The sequence below is a fragment of the Curtobacterium sp. MCPF17_021 genome (assembly GCF_003234605.2).
Classification (GTDB): Bacteria; Actinomycetota; Actinomycetes; order Actinomycetales; family Microbacteriaceae; genus Curtobacterium; species Curtobacterium flaccumfaciens.
This window is the reverse complement of sequence record NZ_CP126252.1, coordinates 941,747-968,347: the sequence shown is the minus strand read 5'-3', so window position 1 is coordinate 968,347 and position 26,601 is coordinate 941,747. Positions and strand designations below refer to the sequence as shown.

Below are 26,601 nucleotides of genomic sequence, written 5' to 3'. Positions count from 1 at the left end.
CAAGGGTACGGGACTAGCGGGGCGTGACGATGTAGGTCGCCGTGACGCCGCCGCTGTCCTTGGTCTCCGAGAAGGTCAGGACGACGCGGTAGGCGTCGCTCCGGAACATGCCGAACGCGCTCGACGAGTCCGCACGCTTGGCCGACTCGGTGTACCCGGCGTCGGTGAGCTGCTGGACAGCGGCCTGGAAGTCATCGACGGAGGCCGCCCGGACCTGCGCGACCCACCCCGAGCCGTTCGGTCCGGCTCCCCCACCGAGCACGGTGCCGTCGACGAGCGGGACGTCGGCCGACGGGAACCCGTCCGGCACCTTGCCGTCGGAGGTCACATCGGCACCCTTGAGCGCCGTGTCGAGCGCGCCGTCGATGCCGCCGGCGACCGAGGACATGCCGTCCTGGATCGCCTTGCCGTCGATGCCCGCGATCCCGTCGGCGACGTTCGACGCGACGGAGGACCCGAGGTCGGTGGCCTGCTGCACGGCCTGGGTCGAGCAGCCGGTGAGTCCGGCCAGGGCGATGCCGGCAGCGACGGCGGCGATCAGCGGGGTACGGAGGGAACGCATGGCGCGACCGTAACGGACGAGCCGGGAGGCCCGGCGCGAGTTGGCTGTGAACGTGCCGCCCCCGGGGCGGTCACGTGCGCGGCGGGGCCGCCCCGGGCCTCCTTCCCGAAGAACGTGTCAGGCGACGTAGGCGCGCGTCGCCGCGACCAGGGCGTCGACGCCGACCGGGATCGCGGTCTCGGCCTGCGGCGCGTAGAACGGCGAGTGGTTGCTCGGGATCTCCTCGCCGCGGCGGAAGCGCTCCGGGTCGGTGATGCCCGTGAACCAGTACACGAGCGGCGCTCCGGCGGCGGTGGCGAGCTGGCCGACGTCCTCCGACGCCATGGCGAGCCCGATCTCCAGGTCGCGGGCTCCCGGCACCTCGGCGCGGATGGCCTCGAGCACGGTGGCGGCGGCCTCGGCGTCGTTCACGGTGACCTCGGCGCCCGGCGCGCGCACGATCGTCGGCTCGGACAGGCCTCCGGCCGTGCTCTCGGCCCGGACGATGCGCTCGATCGAGGCGATGATGCGCTGGCGGGTCTCCTCGTTGCGGGCCCGGGTCGAGATCTCGATCACGGCCTCGTCGGGGATGATGTTCGCCCGCGTGCCGGCGTGGAAGCTGCCGACGGTGACGACCCCCGCGTCGCTCGGCGAGACCTCGCGGGCGACGACCGTCTGCAGCCGCACGATGGCCGAGGCCGCGGTGACGACCGGGTCGAGCGAGGCCTGCGGTGCCGAACCGTGCGCCCCACGACCGTTGAAGGTCACCGTCAGCCGGTCGCTCGACGCCATCACGGGGCCGGTGCCGACCGCGACGATGCCGACCGGTGCGGGCGCGGAGTGCTGCCCGAGCACGACGTCCGGCTTCGGGAACCGCTCGGCCAGGCCGTCCTCGACCATCGCGCGGGCGCCGGAGATGACCTCCTCAGCAGGCTGGAAGACGGCGACGACCGTGCCGCGCCAGTCCCCCGTGGTGGCGACCAGGCGCTCCAGCGTGCCGAGCAGCCACGTGACGTGGATGTCGTGGCCGCAGGCGTGCATGGTCGGGACCTCGCGGCCCTCGTCATCGATGCCGACGTGCTCGCTGGCGTAGGACAGGCCGGTGCGTTCCTGCACGGGCAGGCCGTCCATGTCGGCGCGGAGCCAGACCACGGGGCCCTCGCCGTTCGACGCGACACCGACGACGCCGGTGCCGCCGACGCCCGTCGTCACCTCGATCCCACCGATCTCGGCGAGCTTCGCAGTGATGACACCGGCGGTGCGGTGCTCCTGGAAGCCGAGCTCCGGGTGGGCGTGCAGGTCCTGGTAGATCGAGAGCAGGTCGAGAGTCACGCTGACCACGGTACAACCGCGAACGGCCCGGCCACCTGTTGCAGGTGACCGGGCCGTCGGACGGAGGACGGGCCTCCGCGCGTGTTGCTCGTGCTGGTGCTTACGCGTCCTGGCGCTTGAGACGCGCGTAGGAGCGCTGGCGAGCCGAGGCGTCCAGCTCGACCTTGCGGATGCGCACGGCGGCGGGGGTGACCTCGACACACTCGTCCTCACGGGCGAACTCGAGGCACTCCTCCAACGAGAGCTGACGCGACGGCGTCATCGACTCGAACGTGTCGGCGTTGGCCGACCGCATGTTGGTGAGCTTCTTCTCCTTGGTGATGTTCACGTCCATGTCGTCGGCGCGCGAGTTCTCGCCGATGACCATGCCCTCGTAGACCTCTTCGGTCGGGTTGACGAAGAACGACATCCGCTCCTGGAGGTTCGTGATGGCGAACGGCGTCACCACACCGGAGCGGTCGGAGACGATCGAGCCGTTGATGCGGGTCTGGATCGCGCCGGCCCACTCGTCGTAGCCGTGGAAGATCGCGTTGGCGATGCCGGTGCCGCGGGTCTCCGTGAGGAAGGACGTGCGGAAGCCGATCAGACCGCGCGACGGGACGATGAACTCCATGCGCACCCAGCCGGTGCCGTGGTTCGTCATGTTCTCCATGCGGCCCTTGCGAGCGGCCATGAGCTGCGTGATCGCGCCGAGGTACTCCTCCGGCGTGTCGATCGTCATGTGCTCGTACGGCTCCTGCAGCTTGCCGTTCTCGTCACGCTTCGTGACCACCTGCGGCTTGCCGACGGTGAGCTCGAAGCCCTCGCGACGCATCTGCTCGACCAGGATGGCGAGTGCGAGCTCACCACGGCCCTGGACCTCCCACGCATCGGGGCGGCCGATGTCGAGGACCTTGAGCGAGACGTTGCCGACGAGCTCGCGGTCGAGGCGCTCCTTGACCATGCGGGCGGTCAGCTTGTGACCCTTGACCTTGCCGACGAGCGGGCTGGTGTTCGTGCCGATCGTCATCGAGATCGCCGGGTCGTCGACCGTGATGGTCGGCAGCGGGCGGACGTCCTCGGGGTCGGTCAGGGTCTCGCCGATGGTGATCGTGTCGAAGCCGGCGACGGCGACGATGTCACCGGGGCCCGCCGACTCGGCCGGGTAGCGGTCGAGCGCCTTCGTGATGAGGAGCTCGGTGATGCGGGCGTTGACGACGGTGCCGTCGTGCTTGACCCACGCGACCGTCTGGCCCTTCTTCATGGTGCCGTGGAAGATGCGCAGGAGCGCCAGGCGACCGAGGAACGGGGAGGCGTCGAGGTTCGTGACGTGCGCCTGCAGCGGGTGCTCGTCGTCGTACTTCGGGGCCGGGACGTGCTGGAGGATCGCTTCGAACAGCGGCTCGAGGTCGTCGTTGTCGGGCAGCTCGCCGTCGTTCGGCTTGTTGCGCGACGCGGCGCCGTTGCGACCCGAGGCGTAGACCACCGGGACGTCGAGGATCGCGTCGAGGTCGAGGTCGTCGACCTCGTCCGACAGGTCGGAGGCGAGGCCGAGGAGCAGGTCCTGGGACTCGGAGACGACCTCGTCGATGCGGGAGTCGGGCCGGTCCGTCTTGTTGACGAGCAGGATCACCGGGAGCTTCGCGGCGAGCGCCTTGCGCAGCACGAAGCGGGTCTGGGGCAGGGGACCTTCGGAGGCGTCGACGAGCAGCACGACACCGTCGACCATGGAGAGGCCGCGCTCGACCTCACCACCGAAGTCGGCGTGACCGGGCGTGTCGATCACGTTGATGGTGATGGGGCCGTCCGCGCCGAACTCGGTCGCGTGCTTGCCGTTGTAGAGCACCGACGTGTTCTTCGCGAGGATCGTGATGCCCTTCTCGCGCTCGAGGTCGTTCGAGTCCATCATGCGGTCTTCGCCCTCGAAGTGGGCGTCGAACGAGTTGGTCTGCGTGAGCATCGCGTCGACGAGGGTGGTCTTGCCGTGGTCGACGTGTGCCACGATGGCGACGTTGCGCAGGTCGGACCGGGTGGCGAGCGCCATACAGGACATCCTTCAATTTCTGGGAGAGTGTCGGGCCAGTGTTTTCACAGCACCGCACCCGTGGGCAGAACGCCCGACACGCCAGTCTACCGGTAGTTCGCAAGCGACAGGAGTACAGCGCATGAGCCGTCGGCGAACGTGGGTCGAGATCACCATCGTCCTGCTGCTCTCGCTCGGTGCCAGCGCCCTCTACTCGATCCTGCAGATCATCGACGACCTGTCCCAGACGACCCCGCTCGGCGAGCAGTCGACGGCGCTGAACACCTCGTCGACGACGGTGCAGTACGTCGACCTCGCCCGGCAGCTCCTCGGCATCGCGGTGGACCTGGCCCCGGTCGCGCTCGTCTGCTACCTGCTGTGGAGCACGTCGCGACCACACCTCGGCCGGCTCGGGATCGACCGGTTCCGGGCGAAGCCGGACCTGGGCGGCCCGGCGCTCATCGCCCTGTGCATCGGGATCCCGGGGCTCGCGCTGTACTTCGCGGGGCGGGCGCTCGGCATCACCGTCGCGGTCGACCCTGCCGCGCTCAACTCGTACTGGTGGACGGTCCCGGTCCTGCTCCTGTCCGCGATCCGCTCGGGCCTGCAGGAAGAGGTGATCGTGATCGGGTACCTCTACGCCCGTCTCGGCGACCTGGGCTGGGGCCGCTGGCAGATGATCCTGTCGACCGCTCTGCTGCGCGGCAGCTACCACCTGTACCAGGGGTTCGGGGCGTTCATCGGCAACGCGGTGATGGGCGTCGTGTTCGGCTGGATCTACACGAGGTGGGGCCGACTCCTGCCGCTCGTCATCACGCACGCACTGCTCGACGCGGTGGTCTTCGTCGGGTACCCCTGGGTGGCGCACGCGTTCCCGCAGTTGTTCTCGTAGGCCGCGGAGCGCATCCACAGCCCCCACTCAGCGCGCCGAGGGGCAACCACCGCCGGGCCGCCCTACCGTGAGACGCATGAGCATCCCCGCGATCGGCGAGTCCGCCCCGTCGTTCACCCTGCCGGGGATGGTCGTGCGCGGCGGCGTCCGCACCGACGACGAGTACGACCTGTCCGCCGAGATCGGCCGCACCGTGGTGCTGGCCTTCTACCCGGGCGACGCGACGGCGGTCTGCACGGCCCAGCTCTGCAGCTACCAGGCCGAACTCGACGAGTTCACCGACCTCGGCGCGACCGTGTGGGGCATCAGCCCGCAGGCACTCGACTCGCACGAGGGGTTCGCCCGCGGGTCCTCGCTCGCGTTCCCGCTGCTCAGCGACACCGCGGGCTCGGTGATCCGCGCGTACGGGGTGCAGGCCCCGGGCATCGGCCTGCGTCGGTCGGTCTTCGTGATCGGCCCCGACGGCGTGGTCCGGTGGCGGCACATCGGTCTGGTCGGTCTGCGGTTCCCGAAGGCCGAGACCATCCGCGAACAGATCGAACTGCTCGTTTCGTAGCCCCCGGCGTGGGATTCCCCTGAATGCGTCGCGATGGGGTATTGACACCCCAACTGGGGGCGACGACCATTGACGGCACGAGGGTCCGTCCAGGATCTGCCTCCCCGGGGAATCGGGTCGTCCGGAGATACGCGCCGGTGTGTCACACCCGCTCCCCGGGCGTCTCCGGGGAGGCATCTCGTACCCTCGTCCGGTGCCCACCACCATCGTCGCCCCCGGCCTGCGCGCCCTCGCCGTCGTCCTCTGGGTCGTGGCCGTCGTGCTCGTCCCACTGGCCCTGCTCGGCGGCGGCGCCCCCTGGCTCGTGCCGATCCCGAGCATCGCCGTCGCGTTCGTCGCCTGGGCAGCGCTCTGGCGTCCCCGGATCGAGCTGACGCCGGAGCACCTGCGCATCGTGGACGTCCGGCGGACCAGCACCTACACCTGGTCCCGCATCAGCGAGGTGCGCACGAAGTACGGCATCGAGGTGGTCACCAGCGAGGGCGTCCGCCGCGTCTGGATCGCGACCCGCCCGACGGCGCGCCTCGCCGCGCACAGCGGTGACCAGCCGGGAGGCCCGGATCACCTGGACGTCGATGCTGCGGCCGCGCGGATGCTGGCCCACGTGCCCGCCCCGGCCGAGCAGGACGGCCCACCTCCGTCGACCGTGACGGCTGCGCCGATCACGCACCGCACCCACGGCTGGACGATCCTGGCGATGGTCGTCCTCGGGGTCGCGGCGTCGCTGGCGGCGGCACGGTTCTAGCGGTCACGCAGCAGAACGACACCCCCGACGTCGTGCGACGTCGGGGGTGTCGTTCGTGAACGGGGCGGCGACTACTTCGTGTAGCCGACGTCCTGCCACTTGACCGAGGACTGCTGGAACTGCGCCGGACCGTAGTTCACCAGGTCCTTGCGCACACCCCAGGCGTACGGCTCGGCGAACAGCGGGATGGTGCCGGCGACCGCGACGATCTTCTTGTCGATGGCCTGCGCGTCCTTGATGCGGGCATCCGGGTCGAGCTCGCCGTTCGCCTTGTCCCACGCGGCACCGAGCGAGTCGTCCGTCACGCCGGAGTAGTTCTGGCCGGCGTCGGCGGGGTAGTAGATCGACTTCAGCGACGAGATCGGGAACGGCGTGCCCTGCCACGCGAAGTACGTGGCGTCGAAGTCACGCGTCGTCGTGGTGATGTACTTCGTGAAGAAGTCGTCGGTGGGCACGGTGTCGATGGTCACCTTGAAGCCGGCGAGCTTGGTCTGCTGCTGCACGAGCTGCGCGACGTTCGCCGAGTTCGGGTTGTCCGACGGGATCACGAAGCGGACGTCGAGTTCCTTGCCGCCCTTGGTCGCGTAGCCGTCCGAACCGATCTTCCAGCCGGCGTCCTCGAGCTTCGACTTCGCCTTGTCGGTGCTGTAGCCGTAGACGCTCGACGCGTCGTCCTCGTAGCCCTGCTGTCCGGGCAGGTAGACGAGGTTGTTGAGCACGTCGCCCGGGCTCTTCACCGGCGACAGGATCGCCTGGGCCACGACCTTGCGGTTGATGGCCTGTGCGAACGCCTGGCGCACGTCCTGGTCCTTGAAGACGTCCGAGGTGCCGTTCAGCGTGATCTGACGCTGCGTGGTGCCGAGCGAGCGCTCGATCTTCGAGTCGGACCGCGAGTTCGCCGTCTTGAGGTTGTCGGCGCTGCCGTTCAGGTTGAACGCGTCGAGCTCCTTGTTGCCGTACGCCTGGGCGACGCCGTCACGCGAGACCGTCTTGAAGACGATCGTGTCGAGCTTGCCCTCGTCACCCCACCACTTGGAGTTCTTCTCGAAGGTCACGACGCCACCGTTGGTGTCGAAGGACTTCAGGATGTACGGACCACCGGAGACGTAGGTCTTGCCGTCGGCGGCGTACGGCGCCTTGGCCCAGGCCTTGTTGAAGTGGTCCGGGGTGTCGACGGCCCAGTACGGGTAGATGGCGGTCAAGACGCTCGCCCAGTCGGCGTTGGTCTTCGAGAACGTCATGATGACGTCACGCTCGTCGGAGCCCTGCTTGACCGAGTCCACGTCCTCCCACACGTTGGTGGACAGCGGCGCGAAGGCCTTGTCGGAGCCGTTCAGCGCCTTCCAGTTCGCGATGACGTCCTTCGCGCTGATCGGGGTGCCGTCCGACCACACGGCCTTCGGGTTGATCTTGATCTCGACGGTCTGGGGCGAGTCCTTGGTCAGCTCGACGGACGTCGCGTAGTCCTTGTTCGCCTCCCACTCACCGTTCTCCTTGAACTGGATGAAGCTCGGCAGGTAGGTCTGCGAGATCGTCGTGTCGTCGACGGTCCCCGAGTCCAGGTTGAGCAGCTGCCAGTTCGCCGGAGCGGTGTCGATCGGCAGGGTGATCGACCCGCCGTCCTTGACGTCCGCGCGGTCCGCGACGGTCCAGCCGGTCGACTTCAGCGACGACTCGGCGACCGCGGAGTTGTCGCCGCCCGCTTCTCCGCCGCCGGAGCAGCCTGCCAGCACGACGGCAGCTGCCGCAGCGGTGGCCAGGGCGGCGATGCCCTTGATCCTCTTTCGCATGGCGAGGATTCCCTTTCGTTGTGGTTCGCGCAGATCGCGCTGGACCGCGGCGGCCCCCGCCGTCGCGCCTGTTGGTTGAGAACCCTAGCCACATCCGAAGGCGGCACAAGGGTCTGTGCGATGAATCGAAACACGCTCGTAACGAATGTTGCATAGCGTCACTTCCGTTGTCCCACCCAGTCGCTCGAACGGCTAGCCTGTCGCCACCGACAACGCCGTCCGGTCGGACGGCCGCACCCAGAGGTCACGAACCACATGCTCGCCTTCATCGCAAAGCGGATCGTCAACTACATCGTCCTGACGATCGTGGCGACCACGCTCGGGTACATCCTCGCCAGCACGACGCTCAACCCGGCAGCCCGGTTCCTGGGGCGCAACCCGGCCGTGCCGCCGGGCACCATCCAGGCGTCGCTCCGCAAGCTCGGCGCCGATCCGGACACCCCGCTCCTCGTCCGCACCTGGGACTGGTGGGTCGGGCTGGTGACGCACGGCTCGCTGGGCATGAGCACCCGCGGCACCGAGGTGACGGCCGACATCATCGCCCGCTCCGGGACGAGCCTGCGGCTGCTCGTGATCGGCACACTGCTCGGCGCGATCCTCGGGGTGCTCCTCGGCGTCTGGAACGCGGTCCGGCAGTACCGCACCTCCGACCAGGTGTCGACGTACCTGTCGTTCGCTGTGCTCGCCACCCCGACCTTCGTCATCGCGGTCGTGCTGATGATCCTCGCGACCACGCTCAACCAGGGCGTGGGGACGCAGGTGATCCGGTTCACCGGCGAGTACACGCCGGGGGTGACCGGGTTCTTCCCGGTGCTCGGCGACCGGCTCGTGCACCTGTTGTTACCGACGATCTCGCTGACCATCGGCGCCGTCGCCACCTACTCGCGCTACCAGCGCTCGGCGATGCTCGACGTGCTGTCGAACGACTTCATCCGGACCGCACGGTCGAAGGGCCGCACCCGCGGCTCGGCGATCATGCGCCACGGTGTGCGGGTCGCCCTCATCCCGATGTCGACCTTCTTCGCGTACTCGTTCGGACTCATCCTGACCGGCGCGAGCATCACCGAGCTGGTCTTCAGCTGGCACGGCATGGGCGAGTACTTCGTCCAGAGCATCAGCAACAACGACATCAACGCGGCGTCGGGCACGATCCTCTTCACGGCGATCCTCGTGCTCATCGCAGGGACCCTCGCGGACCTGCTGTACGCCGCGCTCGACCCGCGAGTGAGGGTGTGACCCGTGTCTGTTCTCGACCCCACGACCACGACCACCGCCGGTGACCCCGGCGACGGCAACGCCGGCACGCCGGCGCACGTCATCGAGGTGAAGGGCGGCCGGACCCCGCTCTGGCGCAAGGTGTTCGGCACCTGGCGCGCGCGCATCGGCGGCAGCGCCCTGCTCCTCATCATCCTCTGGGCGTTCCTCGGCCCGTACCTGTACCACTGGAACGCCGTCGACTCCGACGGCCTGGCGTTCGGCATGCCGCCGAGCGCCGCGCACTGGTTCGGCACGAACGACATCGGCCAGGACATCTACGCGCAGACCCTGGTCGGCCTGCAGAAGTCGCTGCTCATCGGCCTGATCGCCGGACCGGCAGCGACCCTGATCGCCGGCATCGTCGGCGCGATCGCCGGGTACTTCGGCGGCGTCACCGACCGGCTGCTCGTGTGGGTGATCGACCTGCTGCTCGTGATCCCGTCGTTCTACGCGCTCGTGCTGCTCAGCCCGGTGTTCAAGAACCTGACGTGGGTGGCCCTCATCGTCGGGCTCGCGGTGTTCAGCTGGATGGTGATGGCCCGGGTGATCCGCGGGCAGACGATGTCCCTGCGTGAGCGCGACTACGTCAAGGCCGCCCGGTTCATGGGCGTCCCGGCGTTCACGATCATCCGACGGCACATCCTGCCGAACGTGGCATCGCTTCTCATCATCGACGCCACCCTCGGCGTCGGCGCCGCGATCCTGGCGGAGAGCTCGCTGAGCTTCTTCGGCTTCGGCATCCAGATCCCCGACGTGTCGCTCGGCACCCTGCTCGCCGCCGGAAGCCAGTCCGCCGTCACCCGTCCGTGGCTCTTCGTCCTGCCCGCCGCGACGCTCGTCGCCACCGTGCTCTCGACCAGCCTGCTCGGCGACGCCCTGCGCGACGCCATCGACCCCACCTCCGGAGCAAACCGTGACTGAGCCGCTGCTCACCGTGTCCGACCTGTCGGTCACGTTCAACCCGAAGACCAAGCCCGTCTACGCCGTCCGGGGTGTCGACTACTCGGTGGCACCCGGTGAGTTCCTCGGCATCGTGGGCGAGTCTGGCTCCGGCAAATCGGTGTCCTCGATGGCCGTGATGGGTCTGCTGCCGTCGTCCGCCCAGGTGCAGGGCAGCATCCGGTTCGATGGGCAGGAGCTCGTCGGCCGGAACGACCGCGAGATGTCCGCGCTGCGCGGCCGGGACATCGCGATGGTGTTCCAGGACCCGCTGTCGGCCCTGACGCCGGTGTACACGATCGGCCAGCAGATCATCGAGGGCCTGCGCCTGCACGACCGCTCCCTCACCCAGCACGCCGCACGCACCCGCGCCGAGGAACTCCTGCGCATCGTCGGCATCCCGAACCCGGCGCGACGACTCGACGCGTTCCCGCACGAGTTCTCCGGCGGCATGCGCCAGCGCGCGATGATCGCCATCGCAATCGCGAACGACCCGAAGCTGATCATCGCGGACGAGCCCACCACGGCGCTCGACGTGACGATCCAGGCGCAGATCCTCGACGTGCTGCAGACCGCCAAGGACATGACGGGTGCGGCCGTCGTGCTCATCACCCACGACCTCGGCGTCGTCGCCGGCAACGCCGACCGCGTCGCAGTGATGTACGCCGGCCGGATCGTCGAGACGGCGCCGGTGCTCCCCCTGTTCCGTGAACCGGTGATGCCGTACACGATCGGGCTGCTCCGCTCGATGCCGAACATGACGTCCGCCCGCACCGAGCGGCTCGTCCCGCTCGACGGCCGCCCGCCCCTGCTCACGCAGAAGCCGACCGGCTGCCCGTTCGCCGACCGCTGCCCCGCCGTCATCGACGCGTGCCGCGACGGCGAACCCGCCCTCGTCGCACCGTCGGTGCCGCAGAGCGCCGACAACCCGGTCCTGACCGGCGCCGTCCAGACGATCGGCAACGGCACCCTGCTCGACGACCACACCGCCGCGTGCATCCGTCGCGACGAGATCGCCGCGGGCACCCTCGAGCGCTCGGAGATCTTCCCCCGCCCCGAGGACGTCCCCGAGGCAGCGGTCGACCACGGCGACGAGGTCGTGCTCGAGCTGCAGGACGTCGTCAAGACGTTCCCGCTCACCAAGGGCGCGCTCTTCCGCCGGCAGATCGGCGAGGTGCACGCGGTGGACGGCATCTCCCTGACGCTCAAGCGCGGCCAGGTGCTCGGTCTGGTCGGCGAGTCCGGCTGCGGCAAGACGACCACCATCATGGAGATCCTCGAGCTCGCCGGGGCCCAGCACGGCACCATCCGGGTGAACGGCGTCGACACCGCCTCGCTGTCCAAGAAGGACCGTCTGGCACTGCGCCGCGACATCCAGGTCGTGTTCCAGGACCCGATGGCGTCGATCGACCCGCGCCTCGACATCGGCTCGGTGATCGGTGAACCCCTCACCGTGCACGGCGTCGCGAAGGACGAGATCCGCCGGCGGGTGCGCGAGGTCCTCGAGCTGGTCGGGCTCGAGCCGAGCTACATCGACCGGTACCCGCACGAGTTCTCCGGCGGCCAGCGGCAGCGCATCGGCATCGCCCGAGCACTCATCGTGGAGCCGAAGATCCTGGTGCTCGACGAGCCGGTCTCCGCGCTCGACGTCTCGGTGCAGGCCGGTGTGATCAACCTGCTCGAGGACCTCAAGCACCGCCTCGGGCTGTCCTACCTGATCGTGGCGCACGACCTGTCCGTCGTCCGGCACATCGCCGACGACGTCGCGGTCATGTACCTCGGCCGCATCGTCGAGTACGGCGACGGCGACGCGGTCTTCTCGGACCCGCAGCACCCGTACACCCGAGCCCTGCTGTCGGCCGTGCCGGTGCCGGACCCCATGGCCGAGGCCGCCCGCGGGCGCATCCTGCTCGACGGCGACCTGCCCTCCCCCACGGAGCGCATCGACGGCTGCCGGTTCCGCACGCGCTGCCCGCTCTACCAGCTCCTCGACGAGGGCCGGCAGGAGCAGTGCCGCACGATCGACCCGGGTCTCGAGCCCGTGCACGGCCGCGGTGTCGCCTGCATCCAGACCGACCAGGAGCACCTGCTCACCGAGCGGGTCGGCGCGGTCGTCTGACGACGCCGGTCACGCCGTGGACGTGACCAGCAGACGGACGGGAGGCCCGGTACCAGCTGGTACCGGGCCTCCCGTCCGTCGTGTGGTCGCGATCGTGAGCCGCGTCAGGCTCCGAGCCACAGGCTGAGCAGCGAAGCGGCGAGCAGCGCCAGCGCCGCTGCGCCGACCGCCAGGGCCGGCACGTCCCAGCCGCGCACGGCGTCGCCGGCGCCGGTGCCGTCGCGGTGTTCGGACCAGCGGTCGAGCAGCACCGTCATCTCATCGGGCTGTCGTAGGACGGCCCGCTCACCGCGCCGGGCCGGTTTCGGCCGCGGCAGCGACGGCCCGCCCCAGCACTGGACCTTCCGGCCGGCGACCGTCTCGATCACGATCTGCCAGCGGAGCCGCACGTCGGCGACGGCCTGCCACGGCACCACGGTACGGCGGAGCGGGTTGACCACGGTGACCGCGCGCTCGTCGATGACGATGCACGGGCGGTAGGTCAGGACCCAGAGCGCCCAGACGAGCACGGCGATCGGGCCGGCGGCGCGGAGGACGACGTCCCAGCTGCCCCGGAACGCCGCATCGCCGAGCAGGAACAGCCCCAGGACGGCGACGAGGCCGGACGCCACCGCGCCCCCGCGACCAGCGCGGAGGACGACGGGGCGTCCGGCCTCGTTCGTGTCCAGGTGGATCAGCGTCCGAACTCGAACCCGGCGCCGGGGATGGCGGCCAGGAGGTCCTTCGTGTACTGCTCCTTCGGGGCGGCGAAGACCTCGTCGGTCGTCGCCTTCTCGACGATCTGCCCACGGCGCATGACGCACACGTTGTCCGCGACGAGGCGGACGACCGCGAGGTCGTGCGTGATGAACAGGTACGTCAGGCCGAGCTCGGTCTGCAGCTCGGTGAGCAGGTCGAGGATCTGCCCCTGCACGAGCACGTCGAGCGCGGAGACGGCCTCGTCGAGGACGATGACCTCCGGCTTGAGCGCCAGCGCGCGGGCGACGGCGATGCGCTGTCGCTGGCCACCGGACAGCTCGTTCGGGTAGCGGTTGACCATCGACTTCGGCAGCGCGACCTGGTCGAGCAACTCGAGCACCCGGGCGCGACGCGAGGCCTTGTCGCCCACCTTGTGCGTGGCGAGCGGCTCGGCGATCGTGTTCCCGACGTTGTACATCGGGTCCAGGGACCCGTACGGGTCCTGGAACACCGGCTGCACGCGGCGGCGGAAGTCGAAGAGGTCCTTGCCCTTCAGCGCGCCGATGTCGATGCCGTCGAACTGCACGGTGCCGCTCGTGATGCTCTCGAGCTGCAGGACGAGCTTGGCGACGGTCGACTTGCCCGAACCGGACTCGCCCACGAGCGCCGTGGTGGTGCCCTTCTGGATCGAGAACGACACGTCGTCGACGGCCTTGAGCTCGCGGGTGGCGAGGCTCTTGCCGCGCAGCTTGTAGACCTTCTCGAGGTTCTTCACCACGATGAGGTCCTCGGCCGGACGGTGCTCGCGCTCCTGGGCCCGGGCGATCAACTCGGCGTCGTCGTTGCCGGCGTCGGCGATGTCGACCCGCTCGTGCTGCACCTTCGACTGGATGCGACGGCTGGCCAGCGACGGTGCCGCCGCGACGAGCCGCTGCGTGTACGGGTGCTGCGGGTTGGCCAGGATCTCCTTCGAGGGACCGGCCTCGACGACCTGGCCCTTGTACATCACGACGAGCTTCTCGGCGCGCTCGGCGGCGAGGCCGAGGTCGTGCGTGATGAACAGCACCGAGGTGCCGAAGTCGCGGGTCAGGCTCTCGAGGTGGTCGAGGATGACGCGCTGGACGGTGACGTCGAGCGCACTCGTCGGCTCGTCGGCGATGAGCAGCTGCGGGCGGCTCGACAGACCGATACCGATGAGCACGCGCTGGCGCATGCCGCCGGAGAACTCGTGCGGGTACTGCTTCAGGCGGGTCGAGGCGTCGCCGAGGCCGGCCTCCTGCAGGACCTCGACGGCACGGTCACGGACGGCCTTCTTGCCGGTCGCCATGCCGTTCGCACGGATCGCCTCTTCGACCTGGAAGCCGATCGACCACAGCGGGTTGAGGTTCGACATCGGGTCCTGGGGGACGTAGCCGATCTCCTTCCCGCGGATCTCCGACATCTCCTTGTCGCTCAGCCCGACGAGCTCGCGCCCGTTGAACTTGATCGAGCCGCCGGTGACCTCACCGGTGCCGGGGAGCAGCTTGATGATCGCCTGGGCGCTCGTCGACTTGCCCGAACCGGACTCGCCGACGATGGCCAGGCGCTCGCCCTGCTCGAGGGTGAGGTTGACGCCGCGGACGGCCTGTACGAGGCCGCTCTGGGTCTTGAAGCCGACCTGCAGGTCGGTGATCTCGAGCAGCGGTGCGCCGGAACCACCGGTGCGGCTGCTGTTCGTCTGGGTCAGTGTCTCGCTCATCGGCGGGCCCTCGCCTTCGGGTCGAGCGCGTCGCGCACCACGTCACCGAGGAGCAGGAACGCGAGCACGGTGATGGACAGGGCTGCCGACGGCCAGAAGATCGTCGACGGGTTCGTGCGGATCGATGTCTGGGCGGTGCCGATGTCGAGGCCCCAGCTCAGGGCCGACGGCGGCAGACCGATGCCGAGGAACGACAGCGTCGCCTCGGCGACGATGAACGTGCCGAGCGACACGGTCGCGACCACGATGACCGGAGCCAGCGAGTTCGGGATGACGTGACGCACGAGCGTCCGGAACCGGTTGACACCCAGGGCCGCCGACGCCATGACGTAGTCCGCCTGCTTGGCGCTCAGCACGGCGCCACGCATGATGCGGGCGATCTGGGGCCACGCGAACGCAGCGAGGACGAGCGCGACGGTGATCGCGTTCCGCGCGGGGATGACCGACATGATCACGATCGCACCGAGGACGGTGGGGATCGAGAAGAAGATGTCACCGATGCGGGACACGATCGTGTCGAGCCAGCCGCCGTAGAAGCCGGCCAGGGAACCGATCACGATTCCGACGATCGACACCAGGATCGTCGCGACGATGCCGACGATGAGCGAGTTCTGGGCACCCCAGATCACGCGGGCGTAGACGTCCGAGCCCTGACGCGTGAAGCCGAGGATGTGCCCGGCCTCGGGCCCGCCATCGCTGTTGTCGAGGTTCGACGCGCGCGGGTCGACGTGGGCGAAGAGCCCCGGGAAGACCGCGACGACGATGATCAGCAGGATCAGGATCGAGGAGATCCAGAACGTCGGGCGGGTCCGCATGGACTCCCAGGCGTCGGTCCACAGGGAACGGGTCTTCTCGTCCTCGTTGACCTGGTCGACCGCCTGCAGGGGGGTTTCTTCGAGCGGGGCGACGTAGTGCGTCGCCGAGCGGGGTGCGGCGTTACTTGGCATAGCGGATCCTCGGGTCCAGGACGGCGTAGAGCAGGTCCACCAGGAGGTTGGCGAGCATGAAGATGATGACCATCACGGCGACGAAGGAGACCACCGTCGGGCCTTCGCCGAGCTTGACGGCGCGGAACACCGTGCCGCCGACACCGTTGATGTTGAAGATGCCCTCGGTCACGATCGCGCCGACCATCAGGTTGCCGATGTCGACGCCCAGGTAGGTCACCACGGGGATGAGCGAGTTCCGGAAGATGTGCACGCCGACGACACGACGGCGGGGCAGGCCCTTGGCCGTGGCTGTGCGCACGAAGTCGGCGCTCATGTTCTCGGCGACGCTGGCCCGGGTCAGACGCACGATGTACGCGAACGAGACCGAGGCGAGGACGATCGCCGGCAGGACGAGTTCGCTCCACGGCGCCTCGCCGGACACCGTGACGCGGAACAGCCCGAGCTTGATGCCGAAGACGTACTGCAGCACGAACCCGACGACGAAGGTCGGCACCGAGATGAGCAGGAGCGACACGACGAGCGCGGTGGCGTCGAACAGCTTGCCCTTGCGCAGACCCGCGACGACGCCGACGACGATGCCGGCGACGGCCTCGAACACGAGCGCGAGGATCGCCAGGCGCGCGGTGATCGGGAAGGCCGATGCGAGCTGCTGGCTGACCGGCAGACCCGAGTAGGTCACGCCGAGGTCGCCGCGGAACACGCCGCCGATCCAGAGCAGGTACTGCACGATGAACGGCTTGTCGAGGTTGTACTGCTGACGCAGCGTCTCGATGACCTGCGGCGACGGCTGCCGGTCGCCGAACAGCGCGGCGATCGGGTCGCCGGGCAGCGAGAAGACCAGGAAGTAGATGAGGAACGTGGCCCCGAAGAACACGGGGATGAGTTGCAGGAGGCGCTTGCCGAGGTACCAGAGCATCAGATCACTGCCCGGTCCGGAGCGATGTCGATCAGGTTCATTGTGGTGAGGGGTGGACGGTCCGAGGGTCGGCACGGATGTCCGGTGCGGGAGGGCGCCCGCTGTGTGGGGGTGTTGCCACCGTGGTACGGGGGTTCGGGGACCTGTGCGGTCCCCGAACCCCCGTCCGGTGATCGCGAAGCAGGATACCTGCTCGCGCTTCGGTCTCTAGGAGACCTGGATCAGTTCTTGACCTCGATGTCGTAGTACAGCGGCACCGAGTTCCAGCCGAACTTGACGTTCGACACGTTGTCCGCGTTCCAGACACCGGTCACGTTGGAGTACCAGAGCGGGATCTCGGGCAGGTCCTCGAACAGGAGTTCCTGTGCCTGGTCGAAGGACTTGTTGCCCTCTTCGACGGTCGCAGCCGAACGGCCCTTGGCGAGCAGCTCGTTGTACTCCTTGGAGTCGTACCGCGAGTAGTTGTTCGACGAGCCCTCACCCATGGTCGGGCCGAGGAAGTTGTACAGCGACGGGTAGTCGGCCTGCCAACCGGTGCGGCTGCCGCCCGTGAGCTTGTCGTTCGTCTGGAGGTCCAGGGCTTCCTGGAACGTCGGGATCGCGTTGCCCTCGGCCTTGATGCCGAGCGTGTTCGAGATCGAGTTCGTGACCGCGGTCACCCAGGCCTCGTGGCCACCATCGGCGTTGTACGTGATGGTGAGCGTGTCGTCGTACTTCGAGATCTTGTCGGCCTCGGCCCAGAGCTTCTTGGCCTCGGACTCGTCGTAGTCCAGGACGTCCGAACCGTCGAGGTCGTCGTTCCAGCCGGCGATCACCGGGGAGGTGAAGTCCTTGGCCGGGGTGCGGGTGCCGTCGAAGATCTTGTCGGTGATCTGCTTGCGGTTGATCGCCATCGAGACGGCCTCGCGACGCAGCTTGCCCTCTTCACCCTTCCAGTGGTCGAGGTAGTAGGGCAGGTAGATCGCCTGGAAGATCGCGGCGGGCTGGTTGACGTTCGAGTCCGGGAAGTCGGACTTGTAGGTCTTGAACGCGCTGTCCGGCACGGCGTCGAGGACGTCGAGGTTGCCGCCCTGGGCGTCGGAGTACGCGGTGTCCTGCGAGGCGTAGAACGTGATCGTGAGACCACCGTTCTTCGGCTTGCGCTTGCCCTCGTAGTCCTTGTTGGTGACGAGCTTGATGGACTGGTTGTGGGTCCAGGCCTTCTTGCCGTCGAGCTTGTACGGACCGTTGCCGATCGGGTTCTCACCGAAGGCCTTGGTGTCGTCGTAGAACGCCGACGGCAGCGGCACGAACGCCGAGTAGCCGAGCGACAGCGGGAAGTCGGACTGCGCCGACTTCAGCGTGACGGTGAACTCGTCGTCGTCCACGACCTTGAGGCCGGTGAGCTCGGAGTCCTTGTCGGCGTTGTAGCCCTCGATGTTCTCGAAGAAGTAGCTGGCGCCCTGGGCGTTCGACTTCTGGGCTGCCCAGTTCCACGCCTTGGTGAACGACTCGGCCGTGACCTTCTCGCCGTTGGTGAAGGTGTAGCCGGTGTTCAGCGTGATGTCGAACGTCTTCGAGTCATCGGTGTCGATGCTCTTGGCGACCTCGTTGACCGGCTTGCCGTCGGCGTCGTACGAGACGAGACCCTCGAAGAGCGAGTCGATGATCTTGCCGCCACCGGTCTCGGTGGTGTTCGACGGGATCAGCGGGTTCTGGGGTTCGCTGCCGTTGGTGGTGACGATCCCGGACGCGTTCGCCGAGCCCGAGCCACCCCCGTCGGAGCTGTTGCTGGAGCAGGCGGTCAGGGCGAGTGCTGTGGCCCCGAGCACGGCGAGGGCGGAAAGCCCGGCGCGCTTCTTGATCAAGGTTCCTCCTGGTGCATGGGACGCGCAAGGGCACAGCGGTGTCACCCGGGCGCGTTTGACCTTTGCAGCGTAGGCAAGGTGAACAGCGGCGTCCAAACCCAGGGGCGAACGGTTACACGCCGGTAACCAACTTGCACGATCCTTGCGACAAGATGCAACATTCGCGCGCGTGCCGGTGAAGGGTGCGTTTTTGTTGCATGTGCATGAAATCCGTTGCACCGCGGCACACTTCTGTGCAAGTCGGGGACCGCCCGAGCATCGCTCAGGCGTACGGCTGAGGGGCTGTGTCGAGCGGTCACAACTTGCCGTGGGTGGCGCGCCGAGTGGTCACGATCTGTCGGTGGGAGCGGGTCCGGACGACGGTTCGTGACTGCTCGGCGGAACTGAGCGGGGTGTCTTGACCGCCCGGGGTCGCCCGGGTCGCCCCGCCAGACCCGGACACGACCGTGCCCCGCCCGGCGGACCGGACGGGGCACGGGGCGCTCGGCGACGGAGCGCGCGGCGACGACGGGGTGTCGGCGCCCCTCGGGATCAGGCGAACGCCTCGATCGGCGGGCAGGCGCACACCAGGTTGCGGTCCCCGTACGCCTGGTCGATGCGACGCACCGGCGGCCAGTACTTCCGGCCGCTGATGCCCGGCAACGGGTAGACGGCCTGCTCGCGGGTGTAGGCGTGCGCCCACTCCCCCGAGATCACCGACGAGGCGGTGTGCGGCGCGTGCACGAGCGGGTTGTCGTCCGCCGGCCACTCCCCGCGCTCGACCGCTGCAGCTTCGGCCCGGATCGCGAGCATGGCGTCGACGAAGCGGTCGAGCTCGGCGAGGTCCTCGCTCTCGGTCGGTTCGACCATGAGCGTGCCCGCCACCGGGAACGACATCGTCGGCGCGTGGAACCCGTAGTCGACCAGGCGCTTCGCGACGTCGTCGACCGTGATGCCGGTGGTGTCGCGCAGCGGGCGGAGGTCGAGGATGCACTCGTGCGCGACCAGTCCGTCGTCGCCCGTGTACAGCACGGGGAACGCATCACGCAGACGGGCCGCGATGTAGTTCGCCCCGAGGACCGCGGCCTCGGTCGCACGGGTGAGGCCCTCGAGCCCCATCATCCGGACGTACGTCCACGTGATCGGCAGGATGCTCGGGCTGCCGTACGGCGCCGCACTGACCGGGCCGCCGGCGTGGGCTAGGCGGTCGTCCGCCTCGGCGGCGGTCGCACCGGAGCGCCGGTCGGCCTGCTGCGCGAACGGGTGACCGGGCAGGAACGGTGCCAGGTGTGCCTTCGCGGCGACGGGTCCCACGCCGGGGCCACCACCGCCGTGCGGGATGCAGAAGGTCTTGTGCAGGTTGAGGTGCGAAACGTCGCCGCCGAAGTCACCGAAGCGGGCGTGCCCGAGCAGCGCATTGAGGTTCGCGCCGTCGACGTAGACCTGGCCGCCGGCGTCGTGCACGGCGTCGCAGATCTCGCGGATGTCGTGCTCGTAGACGCCGTGGGTGGACGGGTACGTGATCATCAGGGCCGCGAGGGTGTCGGCGTTGGCGGCGACACGGGCCCGGAGGTCCTCGAGGTCGACGTTGCCGTTCTCGTCGCAGGCCACCACGACGACCTTCATGCCGGCGAGCACCGCGGACGCCGCGTTCGTGCCGTGCGCGCTCGACGGGATGAGGCAGACCGTCCGGTCCTCGTCGCCACGAGCCTGGTGGTACCCACGGATGGCCAGCAGGCCGGCGAGCTCACCTTGGCTGCCGGCGTTCGGCTGCAGGGACACGGTGTCGTAGCCGGTGACCTCGGCGAGCCACGACTCGAGGTCGCCGATCATGTCGAGGTACCCCTCGACGTCCTCGCGCGGTGCGAACGGGTGGATGTTCGCGAACTCCGGCCAGGTCACGGCAGCCATCTCGGTCGCCGCGTTGAGCTTCATCGTGCAGCTGCCGAGCGGGATCATGCCGCGGTCGAGCGCGTAGTCCTTGTCGGACAGGTGCTTGAGGTACCGCATCATGCGGGTCTCGCTGCGGTGTGCGCTGAACACGGGGTGCGTCAGGTAGTCGCTCTCACGCTGCAGGGCGGCCGGGAGGCCCGTGGCCGCGTCGCGCACGGCGGTCTCGGTCGCGGGGACGGTCACGTCCACCGCCCCGAGCACGTTCGCCAGCGCCACGACGTCGTCGGGCGTGGTCGTCTCGTCGACGGACAGCTGGAACGTGTCGGCGTCCACGACGTGCAGCAGGTAGCCGGCGTCCTGCGCTGCCGCGACGATCGCCTCGGCGCGACCGACGGCCCGCAGGGTGAGCGTGTCGAAGAAGGCGTCGTGCACGACCTCGACCCCGGCGTCACGCGCCACGGCGGCGAGTGCACCGGTGGTCCGCGCGACCCGACCGGCGATGAACCGCAGGCCCTCGGGCCCGTGGTACACCGCGTACATCGAGGCCATCACGGCGAGCAGGACCTGCGCGGTGCAGATGTTGCTCGTCGCCTTCTCGCGGCGGATGTGCTGCTCGCGGGTCTGCAGGCTGAGGCGGTAGGCCATCTGACCGTCGGCATCGAAGGACACCCCGACCAGGCGACCGGGGAGCTGGCGCTCGAGGCCGGCGCGCACCGCGAGGTAGCCGGCGTGCGGGCCGCCGAAGCCGAGCGGGACGCCGAAGCGCTGGCTCGTCCCGACGGCCACGTCGGCACCCAGGTCGCCGGGGCTGGCGAGCAGGGTCATCGCGAGCAGGTCGGCCGCGACGACGGCGATGCCGCCACCGGCGTGGACCCGCTCGATGACGGACGACGGGTCGACGATGCGGCCCGAGGCGCCCGGGTACTGCAGGATGACGCCGAACGCGCCGTCGAGCTGGTCGTCGCTCGGGCCGTCGGCAGCGTCGAACGCGCGCAGCGTGATGCCCACGGCGTCGGCACGGTGGTCGAGCAGTGCACGGGTCTGCGGCAGCAGGTCGGCGTCGACGAGGAACGCGTCACCCTTGACCTTGGACGCGCGGCGGGCGAGGAGCATGCCCTCGACCACGGCGGTGCCCTCGTCGAGCATCGAGGCGCCGGCGGTGGCCATGCCGGTCAGGTCGGACACCATCGTCTGGAAGTTGATGAGCGCTTCGAGGCGGCCCTGCGAGATCTCCGGCTGGTAGGGCGTGTACGCCGTGTACCAGCTCGGGTTCTCGAGCACGTTGCGCTGGATCACCGCGGGCGTGTGGGTGCCGTGGTAGCCGAGGCCGATCATGGCGCGACGGACGGTGTTGCGGCCGGCCTTCGCGCGGAGCTCGGCGAGCGCCTCGGTCTCGCCGACGGCGGCCGGGATCACCGGGTCGGCGACGGGGCCGACGTGGATGGACTCCGGGATCGCCGCACGGACCAGGGCGTCGAGCGACGGCTGCCCGACGACGTCGAGCATGGCCTGCTGGTCCGCCGGGGTGGTGCCGATGTGGCGGTCGGCGAACGACGTCTGGAGGTTCTCGAACGCGGTCATGCGATGGAGGCCCGGTACGCGTCGTGGTCCATCAGGTCCTCGGGGAACGAGGTGCCGTCGACCTTGATCTTCACGAGCCAGCCGGCACCGAACGGGTCCTGGTTGACGGTGTCGGGGGTGTCGACGACCGCGTCGTTGACCGCGACGACCTCGCCCTCGATCGGGGCGAAGAGCTCGCCGACGCTCTTGGTCGACTCGATCTCGCCGATCTGGTCACCCGCGGTGGTGGCGGTGCCGACGGCGGGGAGCTCGACGTAGACGACGTCACCGAGCTGCTCGGCGGCGTGGTCGGTGATGCCGACGGTGACGGTGTCGCCCTCGACGAGCAGCCACTCGTGGTCGGCCGTGTACTGGAGTGCGGTCTGGTCGGTCATGGGGTCAGCCTTTCGAGGCGCGGCGGTAGAAGGGGAACGCGGAGACCGTGCTGGGGACGGCAGTCCCGCGGACGTCGATGTGGAGGACCTGTGCCCCGTCCGACACGGCGGCGAGCGCGGCCGGGTCGACGAAGGCCATCGCGACGGGGTGGCCGAGCGTCGGCGAGAGCGCGCCCGAGGTCACGGTGCCGACGACCGTGCCGTCGAGCACGACGTCGTAGCCCGCGCGGGGAGCACGGCGGCCCTCGGTCACCAGGCCGACGAGCACGCGGGCGTCCGCGGACGGGGTGACGCCGGACGCACCGACGAAGTCGCCGTCCTTGGCGACGACGCGGCCGAGGCCGGCCTGGGCCGGACGGACGTCGGTGCCGAGCTCGTGCCCGTAGAGGGGCATGCCGGCCTCGAGTCGCAGGGTGTCGCGCGCGGCGAGCCCGGCGGGGACGACGCCGCGGTCGGCACCGGCCTCGAGCAGGGCGTCCCAGAGCACCGGGGCGGTGTCCGGGTCGGTGTAGACCTCGAAGCCGTCCTCGCCGGTGTACCCGGTCCGCGCGACGAGCACGTCGGCACCGTCGAACAGCGCGTGCAGCACGCGGTAGTAGCCGAGTTCGTCGAGCGGGGTCTCGGGCTGCAGGCGGTCGGCGACGACGAGGGCGTCGAGCGTCCCGGCGGCCGCGGGGCCCTGGACGGCGACGAGTGCCGTGGTGTCGGAGTCGTCGGAGACCCCGACGTCGAAGCCCTCGGCCCGGGCCGTCAGCGCGGTCACGGCGACGTCGCGGTTCGCGGCGTTCGCGACGACGAGGAACACGTCGTCGTCGGTCCGGTAGACGACCAGGTCGTCGAGGATCCCGCCGTCCTCGGCGAGCAGCAGCGAGTACTTGGCGCGGCCGATCGGCATCGTGCCGAAGGACCCGGCGAGCGCGTGGTCCAGGAAGGCGACGGCGTCGGTGCCGGTCACCCCGATCTCGGCCATGTGCGACAGGTCGAAGACCCCGGCGGCCTGGCGCACGGCGTGGTGCTCGGCGAGGTCCGACGAGTAGCGCACGGGCATGCGGTAGCCGGCGAAGTCGGTGAAGGTCGCGCCGGCGGCCTCGTGGACGGCTTCGAGCGGCGACGAACGCTGACCCGGCGTGGGCAGTGGGGACGGACTCATGGCGGAGTTCTCCTGGCATCGGCAGGGCCCGGCGACGATCGCCGGGTGGAACTCCCCCTCTGTCATGGGCCTGAGAGTTTCACCGCGGCCCGTGAGGTCCGGCGGCTTTCACCGTGGGCGAGACGACCGAGCGTCTGCTTTTCAGAGTGGCCTGTCCGCTGCGGTGTGGGACCTGAGAGATTGACGGGGGGATTGCTCCTTCGGTGCCGTGCGTGCGCCCGAGGGTGCGACGTACCCGAGGGCACGACGTACCCGAAAGCACTGCACGGCGTCTCCCGCGACGGATGAGCGGCCGGTGTGTTCAGTTGTCCGCGACGAGCATACCGAGGCCGCGTTACGGGCGTGTGTCGCGATCCGGCCTTCGACATCTCGTAGAATGCGGTGATGGCCGGACAACGATCACGCCCTCGGGGGCAGCTGGAGCAGGCGGTGCTCGACGCACTCCGGTCCGCGGACGCCGGGCTCACCGCACGACAGGTGCTCGACGCGTTCCCGGAGCCCCGCCCCGCACTGACCACCGTGCTCACCGTGCTCGACCGGCTCGGCCGCAAGGGCCAGGTCGAACGCGAGCAGCACGACGACGCTCCCCTGACGTTCCGTGCCGTGCACAGTCGTGACGAGCAGACCGCCTCCCTGATGTCGAGTGCACTGGCCGCCTCGGCCGACCGCGAGGCCGCCCTGCTGCAGTTCACCGGGTCGCTCGCCTCGGACGACCTCGAGGCCCTGCGTCGCGCCCTCGACGCCCGCGCACGCTCCTGACCGGCTGCGCACCGTGGTCGTCGCCGGCATCGCGCTCATCGTCCTCGCACTCGCGGTGGTGGTGTTCGCGCCGCGCGTCCTGACCCGTTCCGCCTGGACGATCGACCGGCCCCGCACCGCGCTGGTCTGCTGGTCGGTCGCGGTCCTGCTCGGCGTCGTCGGCTTCGTGGCCGGCATCACCCTCGTGGTGCTCGCCGACCGTCCGGTCACCGAGCTGTTCGGCGGGGACGGCTCCCCCACGCACGGCTTCAACGTCGGCGTCGCGCTCCTCGCGGTCGTCGCGTTCGTCGTCGCGGTCCGGGTGCGCCCCGGCCCGGAACACGAGGCCGTCCGGCAGGCGATGCGTTCCGGCGTCGCCCCGCACCGCGAGATCGACGGCACCCCCGTCGCCGTCGTCGAGGCCGACCACGCACTGGCGTGCGCCGTGCCGGGTCGGAGCGGTGGCGTCCTCGTCAGCACCGGCTTGGCAGACCGGTTGCGCACCGACGAACTGGAGGCCGTGGTCGCCCACGAACGCGCCCACCTGACCCAGCACCACGCGGCTGCGGTCGCGGTCGCGGAATCGATCGAGCGTGCGGTCCCGTGGGTGCCCGGTGCGCGCGCCATGGCGCGGTCGACGCGTGTGCTCGTGGAGTTCGCCGCGGACGACGCGGCGGCCCGTCGCGTCGGACGCGACGCCCTGCGCCGGGCGGTGCTGGTGGCGGACGGGAGCAGCGCGCTCGGGGCGATCCGCGCCTCCAGACTGTCCTGAACGGGGCGATCCGAGACCGCACCGTCGACCACACGACTGTCGTGACGCACCACGTGTCGGGGGCGAGGCATATGGTGATCGGACCGTGAAGCCACTGACCGAAGCCGACATCCGATCGTCGTTCGTGAACGCCACCCCCGACGAACTCGCACAGCTGCCCATCCCGGGCCTGCACGAGACACTCTGGGACGAACGCGAGTTCCTGGGCTGGCGCGACCCGCAGGCCGCCCGCCGCGGGTACATCGTGTCCTGGATCGACGAGCGCCCCGTGGGCATCGTCGTCCGGTCCGCCGGTGGCTCGCTGCGCCCCGGCATCGCCGCGATGTGCTCGTTCTGCCACTCGCCGCAGCCCGCGACCCAGGTCCGGCTGTTCTCCGCCGCGCGTGCCGGTGAGTCCGGGCGCAACGGCAACACGATCGGCACGTACATCTGCGAAGACCTCGGGTGCCCGATGCTGATCCGCACCGCGCCCCCGCACCTGAACCCGCCCGCGACCATCGCGATGCGTGGTGCCTCCCTGCTGCAGCGCGTGCAGAACTTCACCGCGGACATCACCAAGACGGCGTGAGCCGGTTCGGCACCGCCCGCTGGGCCGTGGTCGAGGAACTCGGCGACGGACGGTGGCGGCTGACGCTGCGGGACGAGGCCGACGACGAACTCGGCGCGTTCGGTCTGGGCGTCGAGGGGCCGTGGGACCCCGACGTCGAGCCGCACGTCGGGTTCGTGCTCGTCCAGCTCGGCTTGACACTGCGCGGGGCTCGGCCGTGGCGCATCGACGAACTCGGTGACCACCGGGCGCCCGTACCTGTCGCTCGGCTGAGCGAGGACGCCCGAACGGCGTCCGCTCGCGCAGCAGGTCCGCTCGGTCAGCCCGCGGCGACGAAGTTGCGCAGGATCTCGCGGTCGTCGTCGGCGCGCATCGCCCAGGCGAGCTCGCTGCGGTGGTCGCTGCCCTCGAGCGGCAGGAGCGCCACCGTGTCGGGTGCGGCGAGCGCAGCACTCTCCGGCACCACCGTGACACCGAGGCCCACCCCGACCAGGTGCAGCACGGTCGCCCAGGTCGTGGCCTCCTGCACGATGACCGGGCGGCGGCCACCGGCGGTGACCGGTGCGAGGTTGCGCTCGGTCGCCAGGGCCCCCGCGACCGCCGGGAAGAACACGAACGGCTCGTCGACCAGTTCGGTGCCGCGGATGCGTTCGCGGTCCGCCAGGCGGTGCCCACGCGGAACGGCGGCGACGAAGGCCTCGGACCGGAACGGCAGCAGCCGCACGGCGGGGTCCGGGTCGGCATCGCGGACGACGGCGAGGTCGAGTTCGCCACGGACGATCCGGGCGAGCAGGGTCGACGAGTACCCCTCGGTCAGTTCCACCCGGACCAGCGGGTAGCGCTCCCGGAACGCCTGCACGCGTTCGATCGGACCGAGGGGCAGCGCGGAGACGACGAACCCGACGTCGAGCCGACCGACCTCGCCCCGACCGACCCGCACCGTCTCGTGGAGGTCCCGTCGCACCTGCCCGAGCAGCGATCGCGCACGCCCCTGCAGCACCCGGCCGGCGGCGGTCAGGGCGACGCTGCGGCTGGTCCGGACGAACAGGTCGACCCCGAGCGCGCGTTCGGTGCGCCGGATCTGCTGGGACAGCGCGGGCTGGGCGATCCGCAGCTGCTCGGCAGCACGGCCGAAGTGCAGCTCGTCGGCGACGGCCAGGAACGCCCGCAGCTGCCGGAGGTCGACGTCCGGTTTGCGATCCATGCACACAGCGTATCGATCAGCGCGAACGAGTATTGGACGTGACTGCATCGCCGCCCGAGGA

22 protein-coding genes and 2 riboswitches are annotated in these 26,601 nt (G+C 69.8%); of the genes, 9 read left to right on the top strand and 13 right to left on the bottom strand.

Annotated features, from left to right (window positions below):
* Window positions 1-13: 13 nt before the first annotated feature.
* The 3 genes from DEJ29_RS04705 to typA form a co-directional block, all read right to left on the bottom strand.
* On the bottom strand, window positions 14-562 hold the full coding sequence (locus tag DEJ29_RS04705) for a hypothetical protein (protein WP_110864442.1): 549 nt from the start codon (window positions 560-562) through the stop codon (window positions 14-16).
* Window positions 563-679: 117 nt separating this feature from the next.
* Window positions 680-1,873, bottom strand: coding sequence for an amidohydrolase (locus tag DEJ29_RS04700; protein WP_220037326.1), 1,194 nt, complete (start codon window positions 1,871-1,873; stop codon window positions 680-682).
* Window positions 1,874-1,973: 100 nt separating this feature from the next.
* Window positions 1,974-3,896 (bottom strand): translational GTPase TypA, encoded by a 1,923-nt coding sequence (gene typA / locus DEJ29_RS04695; protein WP_027464562.1) that lies wholly within the window; start codon window positions 3,894-3,896, stop codon window positions 1,974-1,976.
* Window positions 3,897-4,017: 121 nt separating this feature from the next.
* On the opposite strand from typA, the gene DEJ29_RS04690 reads away from it, so the two are divergent.
* From DEJ29_RS04690 to DEJ29_RS04680, 3 genes are all read left to right on the top strand, one after another.
* Window positions 4,018-4,767, top strand: coding sequence for a CPBP family intramembrane glutamic endopeptidase (locus DEJ29_RS04690; RefSeq protein ID WP_035807570.1), 750 nt, complete (start codon window positions 4,018-4,020; stop codon window positions 4,765-4,767).
* A gap of 76 nt (window positions 4,768-4,843) precedes the next feature.
* Entirely contained in the window at window positions 4,844-5,323 is a 480-nt protein-coding gene (locus tag DEJ29_RS04685; protein WP_111094745.1) for a peroxiredoxin, read from the top strand.
* A 193-nt stretch (window positions 5,324-5,516) separates the two neighbouring features.
* Window positions 5,517-6,068: a PH domain-containing protein gene (locus DEJ29_RS04680; RefSeq protein ID WP_181438022.1), complete on the top strand. Its 552-nt coding sequence runs from the start codon at window positions 5,517-5,519 to the stop codon at window positions 6,066-6,068.
* A 71-nt stretch (window positions 6,069-6,139) separates the two neighbouring features.
* On the opposite strand, the gene DEJ29_RS04675 is transcribed toward DEJ29_RS04680, so the two are convergent.
* Window positions 6,140-7,858 carry an ABC transporter family substrate-binding protein gene (locus DEJ29_RS04675; RefSeq protein WP_111094743.1) on the bottom strand — a complete coding sequence of 573 codons (1,719 nt, stop codon included), beginning with the start codon at window positions 7,856-7,858 and terminating at the stop codon, window positions 6,140-6,142.
* A 255-nt stretch (window positions 7,859-8,113) separates the two neighbouring features.
* Between DEJ29_RS04675 and DEJ29_RS04670 the strand changes: the two genes are divergently transcribed.
* The 3 genes from DEJ29_RS04670 to DEJ29_RS04660 are packed head-to-tail and all read left to right on the top strand — an operon-like array spanning window position 8,114 to window position 12,173.
* Window positions 8,114-9,094 carry an ABC transporter permease gene (locus DEJ29_RS04670; protein WP_110864437.1) on the top strand — a complete coding sequence of 327 codons (981 nt, stop codon included), beginning with the start codon at window positions 8,114-8,116 and terminating at the stop codon, window positions 9,092-9,094.
* Between the two features lie 3 nt (window positions 9,095-9,097).
* A complete protein-coding gene (locus DEJ29_RS04665; protein WP_083404166.1) occupies window positions 9,098-10,036 on the top strand; it encodes an ABC transporter permease in 939 nt (312 codons plus the stop codon).
* Window positions 10,029-12,173: a dipeptide ABC transporter ATP-binding protein gene (locus DEJ29_RS04660; RefSeq protein WP_111094742.1), complete on the top strand. Its 2,145-nt coding sequence runs from the start codon at window positions 10,029-10,031 to the stop codon at window positions 12,171-12,173. The genes DEJ29_RS04665 and DEJ29_RS04660 overlap by 8 nt, the downstream gene beginning before the upstream one ends.
* A 104-nt stretch (window positions 12,174-12,277) precedes the next feature.
* Here the strand turns inward: DEJ29_RS04660 and DEJ29_RS04655 are convergent, their stop codons facing one another.
* The 8 genes from DEJ29_RS04655 to gcvT all read right to left on the bottom strand — a co-directional run bounded on the left by DEJ29_RS04655 (window position 12,278) and on the right by gcvT (window position 23,279).
* Window positions 12,278-12,784 (bottom strand): PH domain-containing protein, encoded by a 507-nt coding sequence (locus DEJ29_RS04655; RefSeq protein WP_071404172.1) that lies wholly within the window; start codon window positions 12,782-12,784, stop codon window positions 12,278-12,280.
* Window positions 12,785-12,846: 62 nt separating this feature from the next.
* Complete coding sequence (locus tag DEJ29_RS04650; protein ID WP_111094741.1) at window positions 12,847-14,589, bottom strand: dipeptide ABC transporter ATP-binding protein; 1,743 nt, start codon at window positions 14,587-14,589, stop codon at window positions 12,847-12,849.
* Window positions 14,586-15,536 (bottom strand): ABC transporter permease, encoded by a 951-nt coding sequence (locus DEJ29_RS04645; protein WP_071404174.1) that lies wholly within the window; start codon window positions 15,534-15,536, stop codon window positions 14,586-14,588. The genes DEJ29_RS04650 and DEJ29_RS04645 overlap by 4 nt, the downstream gene beginning before the upstream one ends.
* On the bottom strand, window positions 15,526-16,455 hold the full coding sequence (locus tag DEJ29_RS04640) for an ABC transporter permease (RefSeq protein WP_110864435.1): 930 nt from the start codon (window positions 16,453-16,455) through the stop codon (window positions 15,526-15,528). The genes DEJ29_RS04645 and DEJ29_RS04640 overlap by 11 nt, the downstream gene beginning before the upstream one ends.
* A 221-nt stretch (window positions 16,456-16,676) precedes the next feature.
* Complete coding sequence (locus tag DEJ29_RS04635; protein WP_110864434.1) at window positions 16,677-18,302, bottom strand: peptide ABC transporter substrate-binding protein; 1,626 nt, start codon at window positions 18,300-18,302, stop codon at window positions 16,677-16,679.
* A 531-nt stretch (window positions 18,303-18,833) separates the two neighbouring features.
* On the bottom strand, window positions 18,834-21,755 hold the full coding sequence (gcvP, locus tag DEJ29_RS04630) for an aminomethyl-transferring glycine dehydrogenase (RefSeq protein WP_111094740.1): 2,922 nt from the start codon (window positions 21,753-21,755) through the stop codon (window positions 18,834-18,836).
* Complete coding sequence (gcvH, locus tag DEJ29_RS04625) at window positions 21,752-22,129, bottom strand: glycine cleavage system protein GcvH (RefSeq protein WP_111094739.1); 378 nt, start codon at window positions 22,127-22,129, stop codon at window positions 21,752-21,754. The genes gcvP and gcvH overlap by 4 nt, the downstream gene beginning before the upstream one ends.
* Window positions 22,130-22,133: 4 nt before the next feature.
* The gene (gene gcvT, locus DEJ29_RS04620; protein ID WP_111094738.1) at window positions 22,134-23,279 is read right to left on the bottom strand and encodes a glycine cleavage system aminomethyltransferase GcvT; all 1,146 of its coding nucleotides are present in this window, start codon (window positions 23,277-23,279) and stop codon (window positions 22,134-22,136) included.
* Window positions 23,280-23,328: 49 nt separating this feature from the next.
* Window positions 23,329-23,430: riboswitch (glycine riboswitch) on the bottom strand.
* A riboswitch (glycine riboswitch) is annotated at window positions 23,431-23,567 on the bottom strand.
* A 96-nt stretch (window positions 23,568-23,663) separates the two neighbouring features.
* Here gcvT and DEJ29_RS04615 point away from each other — a divergent pair.
* The 3 genes from DEJ29_RS04615 (at window position 23,664) to DEJ29_RS04605 (ending at window position 25,357) form a co-directional block, all read left to right on the top strand.
* Entirely contained in the window at window positions 23,664-24,038 is a 375-nt protein-coding gene (locus tag DEJ29_RS04615) for a BlaI/MecI/CopY family transcriptional regulator (protein WP_111094737.1), read from the top strand.
* A 13-nt stretch (window positions 24,039-24,051) separates the two neighbouring features.
* Window positions 24,052-24,789: a M48 family metalloprotease gene (locus DEJ29_RS04610; RefSeq protein ID WP_110864430.1), complete on the top strand. Its 738-nt coding sequence runs from the start codon at window positions 24,052-24,054 to the stop codon at window positions 24,787-24,789.
* 85 nt (window positions 24,790-24,874) lie between these two features.
* Complete coding sequence (locus DEJ29_RS04605; protein WP_027464546.1) at window positions 24,875-25,357, top strand: FBP domain-containing protein; 483 nt, start codon at window positions 24,875-24,877, stop codon at window positions 25,355-25,357.
* A 298-nt stretch (window positions 25,358-25,655) separates the two neighbouring features.
* Here DEJ29_RS04605 and DEJ29_RS04600 read toward each other — a convergent pair whose 3' ends face one another.
* Window positions 25,656-26,540, bottom strand: coding sequence for a LysR substrate-binding domain-containing protein (locus DEJ29_RS04600; RefSeq protein WP_111094735.1), 885 nt, complete (start codon window positions 26,538-26,540; stop codon window positions 25,656-25,658).
* Window positions 26,541-26,601 lie beyond the last annotated feature (61 nt).

Coding starts and splice junctions, on each gene's coding strand:
- DEJ29_RS04685 (WP_111094745.1), top strand. CDS start 4,844: ATGAGCATCCCCGCGATCGGCGAGTCCGCCCCGTCGTTCACCCTGCCG.
- DEJ29_RS04600 (WP_111094735.1), bottom strand. CDS start 26,540: ATGGATCGCAAACCGGACGTCGACCTCCGGCAGCTGCGGGCGTTCCTG.
- DEJ29_RS04650 (WP_111094741.1), bottom strand. CDS start 14,589: ATGAGCGAGACACTGACCCAGACGAACAGCAGCCGCACCGGTGGTTCC.
- gcvH (WP_111094739.1), bottom strand. CDS start 22,129: ATGACCGACCAGACCGCACTCCAGTACACGGCCGACCACGAGTGGCTG.
- DEJ29_RS04645 (WP_071404174.1), bottom strand. CDS start 15,536: ATGCCAAGTAACGCCGCACCCCGCTCGGCGACGCACTACGTCGCCCCG.
- DEJ29_RS04705 (WP_110864442.1), bottom strand. CDS start 562: ATGCGTTCCCTCCGTACCCCGCTGATCGCCGCCGTCGCTGCCGGCATC.
- DEJ29_RS04615 (WP_111094737.1), top strand. CDS start 23,664: ATGGCCGGACAACGATCACGCCCTCGGGGGCAGCTGGAGCAGGCGGTG.
- DEJ29_RS04670 (WP_110864437.1), top strand. CDS start 8,114: ATGCTCGCCTTCATCGCAAAGCGGATCGTCAACTACATCGTCCTGACG.
- DEJ29_RS04640 (WP_110864435.1), bottom strand. CDS start 16,455: ATGCTCTGGTACCTCGGCAAGCGCCTCCTGCAACTCATCCCCGTGTTC.
- DEJ29_RS04690 (WP_035807570.1), top strand. CDS start 4,018: ATGAGCCGTCGGCGAACGTGGGTCGAGATCACCATCGTCCTGCTGCTC.
- gcvT (WP_111094738.1), bottom strand. CDS start 23,279: ATGAGTCCGTCCCCACTGCCCACGCCGGGTCAGCGTTCGTCGCCGCTC.
- typA (WP_027464562.1), bottom strand. CDS start 3,896: ATGGCGCTCGCCACCCGGTCCGACCTGCGCAACGTCGCCATCGTGGCA.
- gcvP (WP_111094740.1), bottom strand. CDS start 21,755: ATGACCGCGTTCGAGAACCTCCAGACGTCGTTCGCCGACCGCCACATC.
- DEJ29_RS04675 (WP_111094743.1), bottom strand. CDS start 7,858: ATGCGAAAGAGGATCAAGGGCATCGCCGCCCTGGCCACCGCTGCGGCA.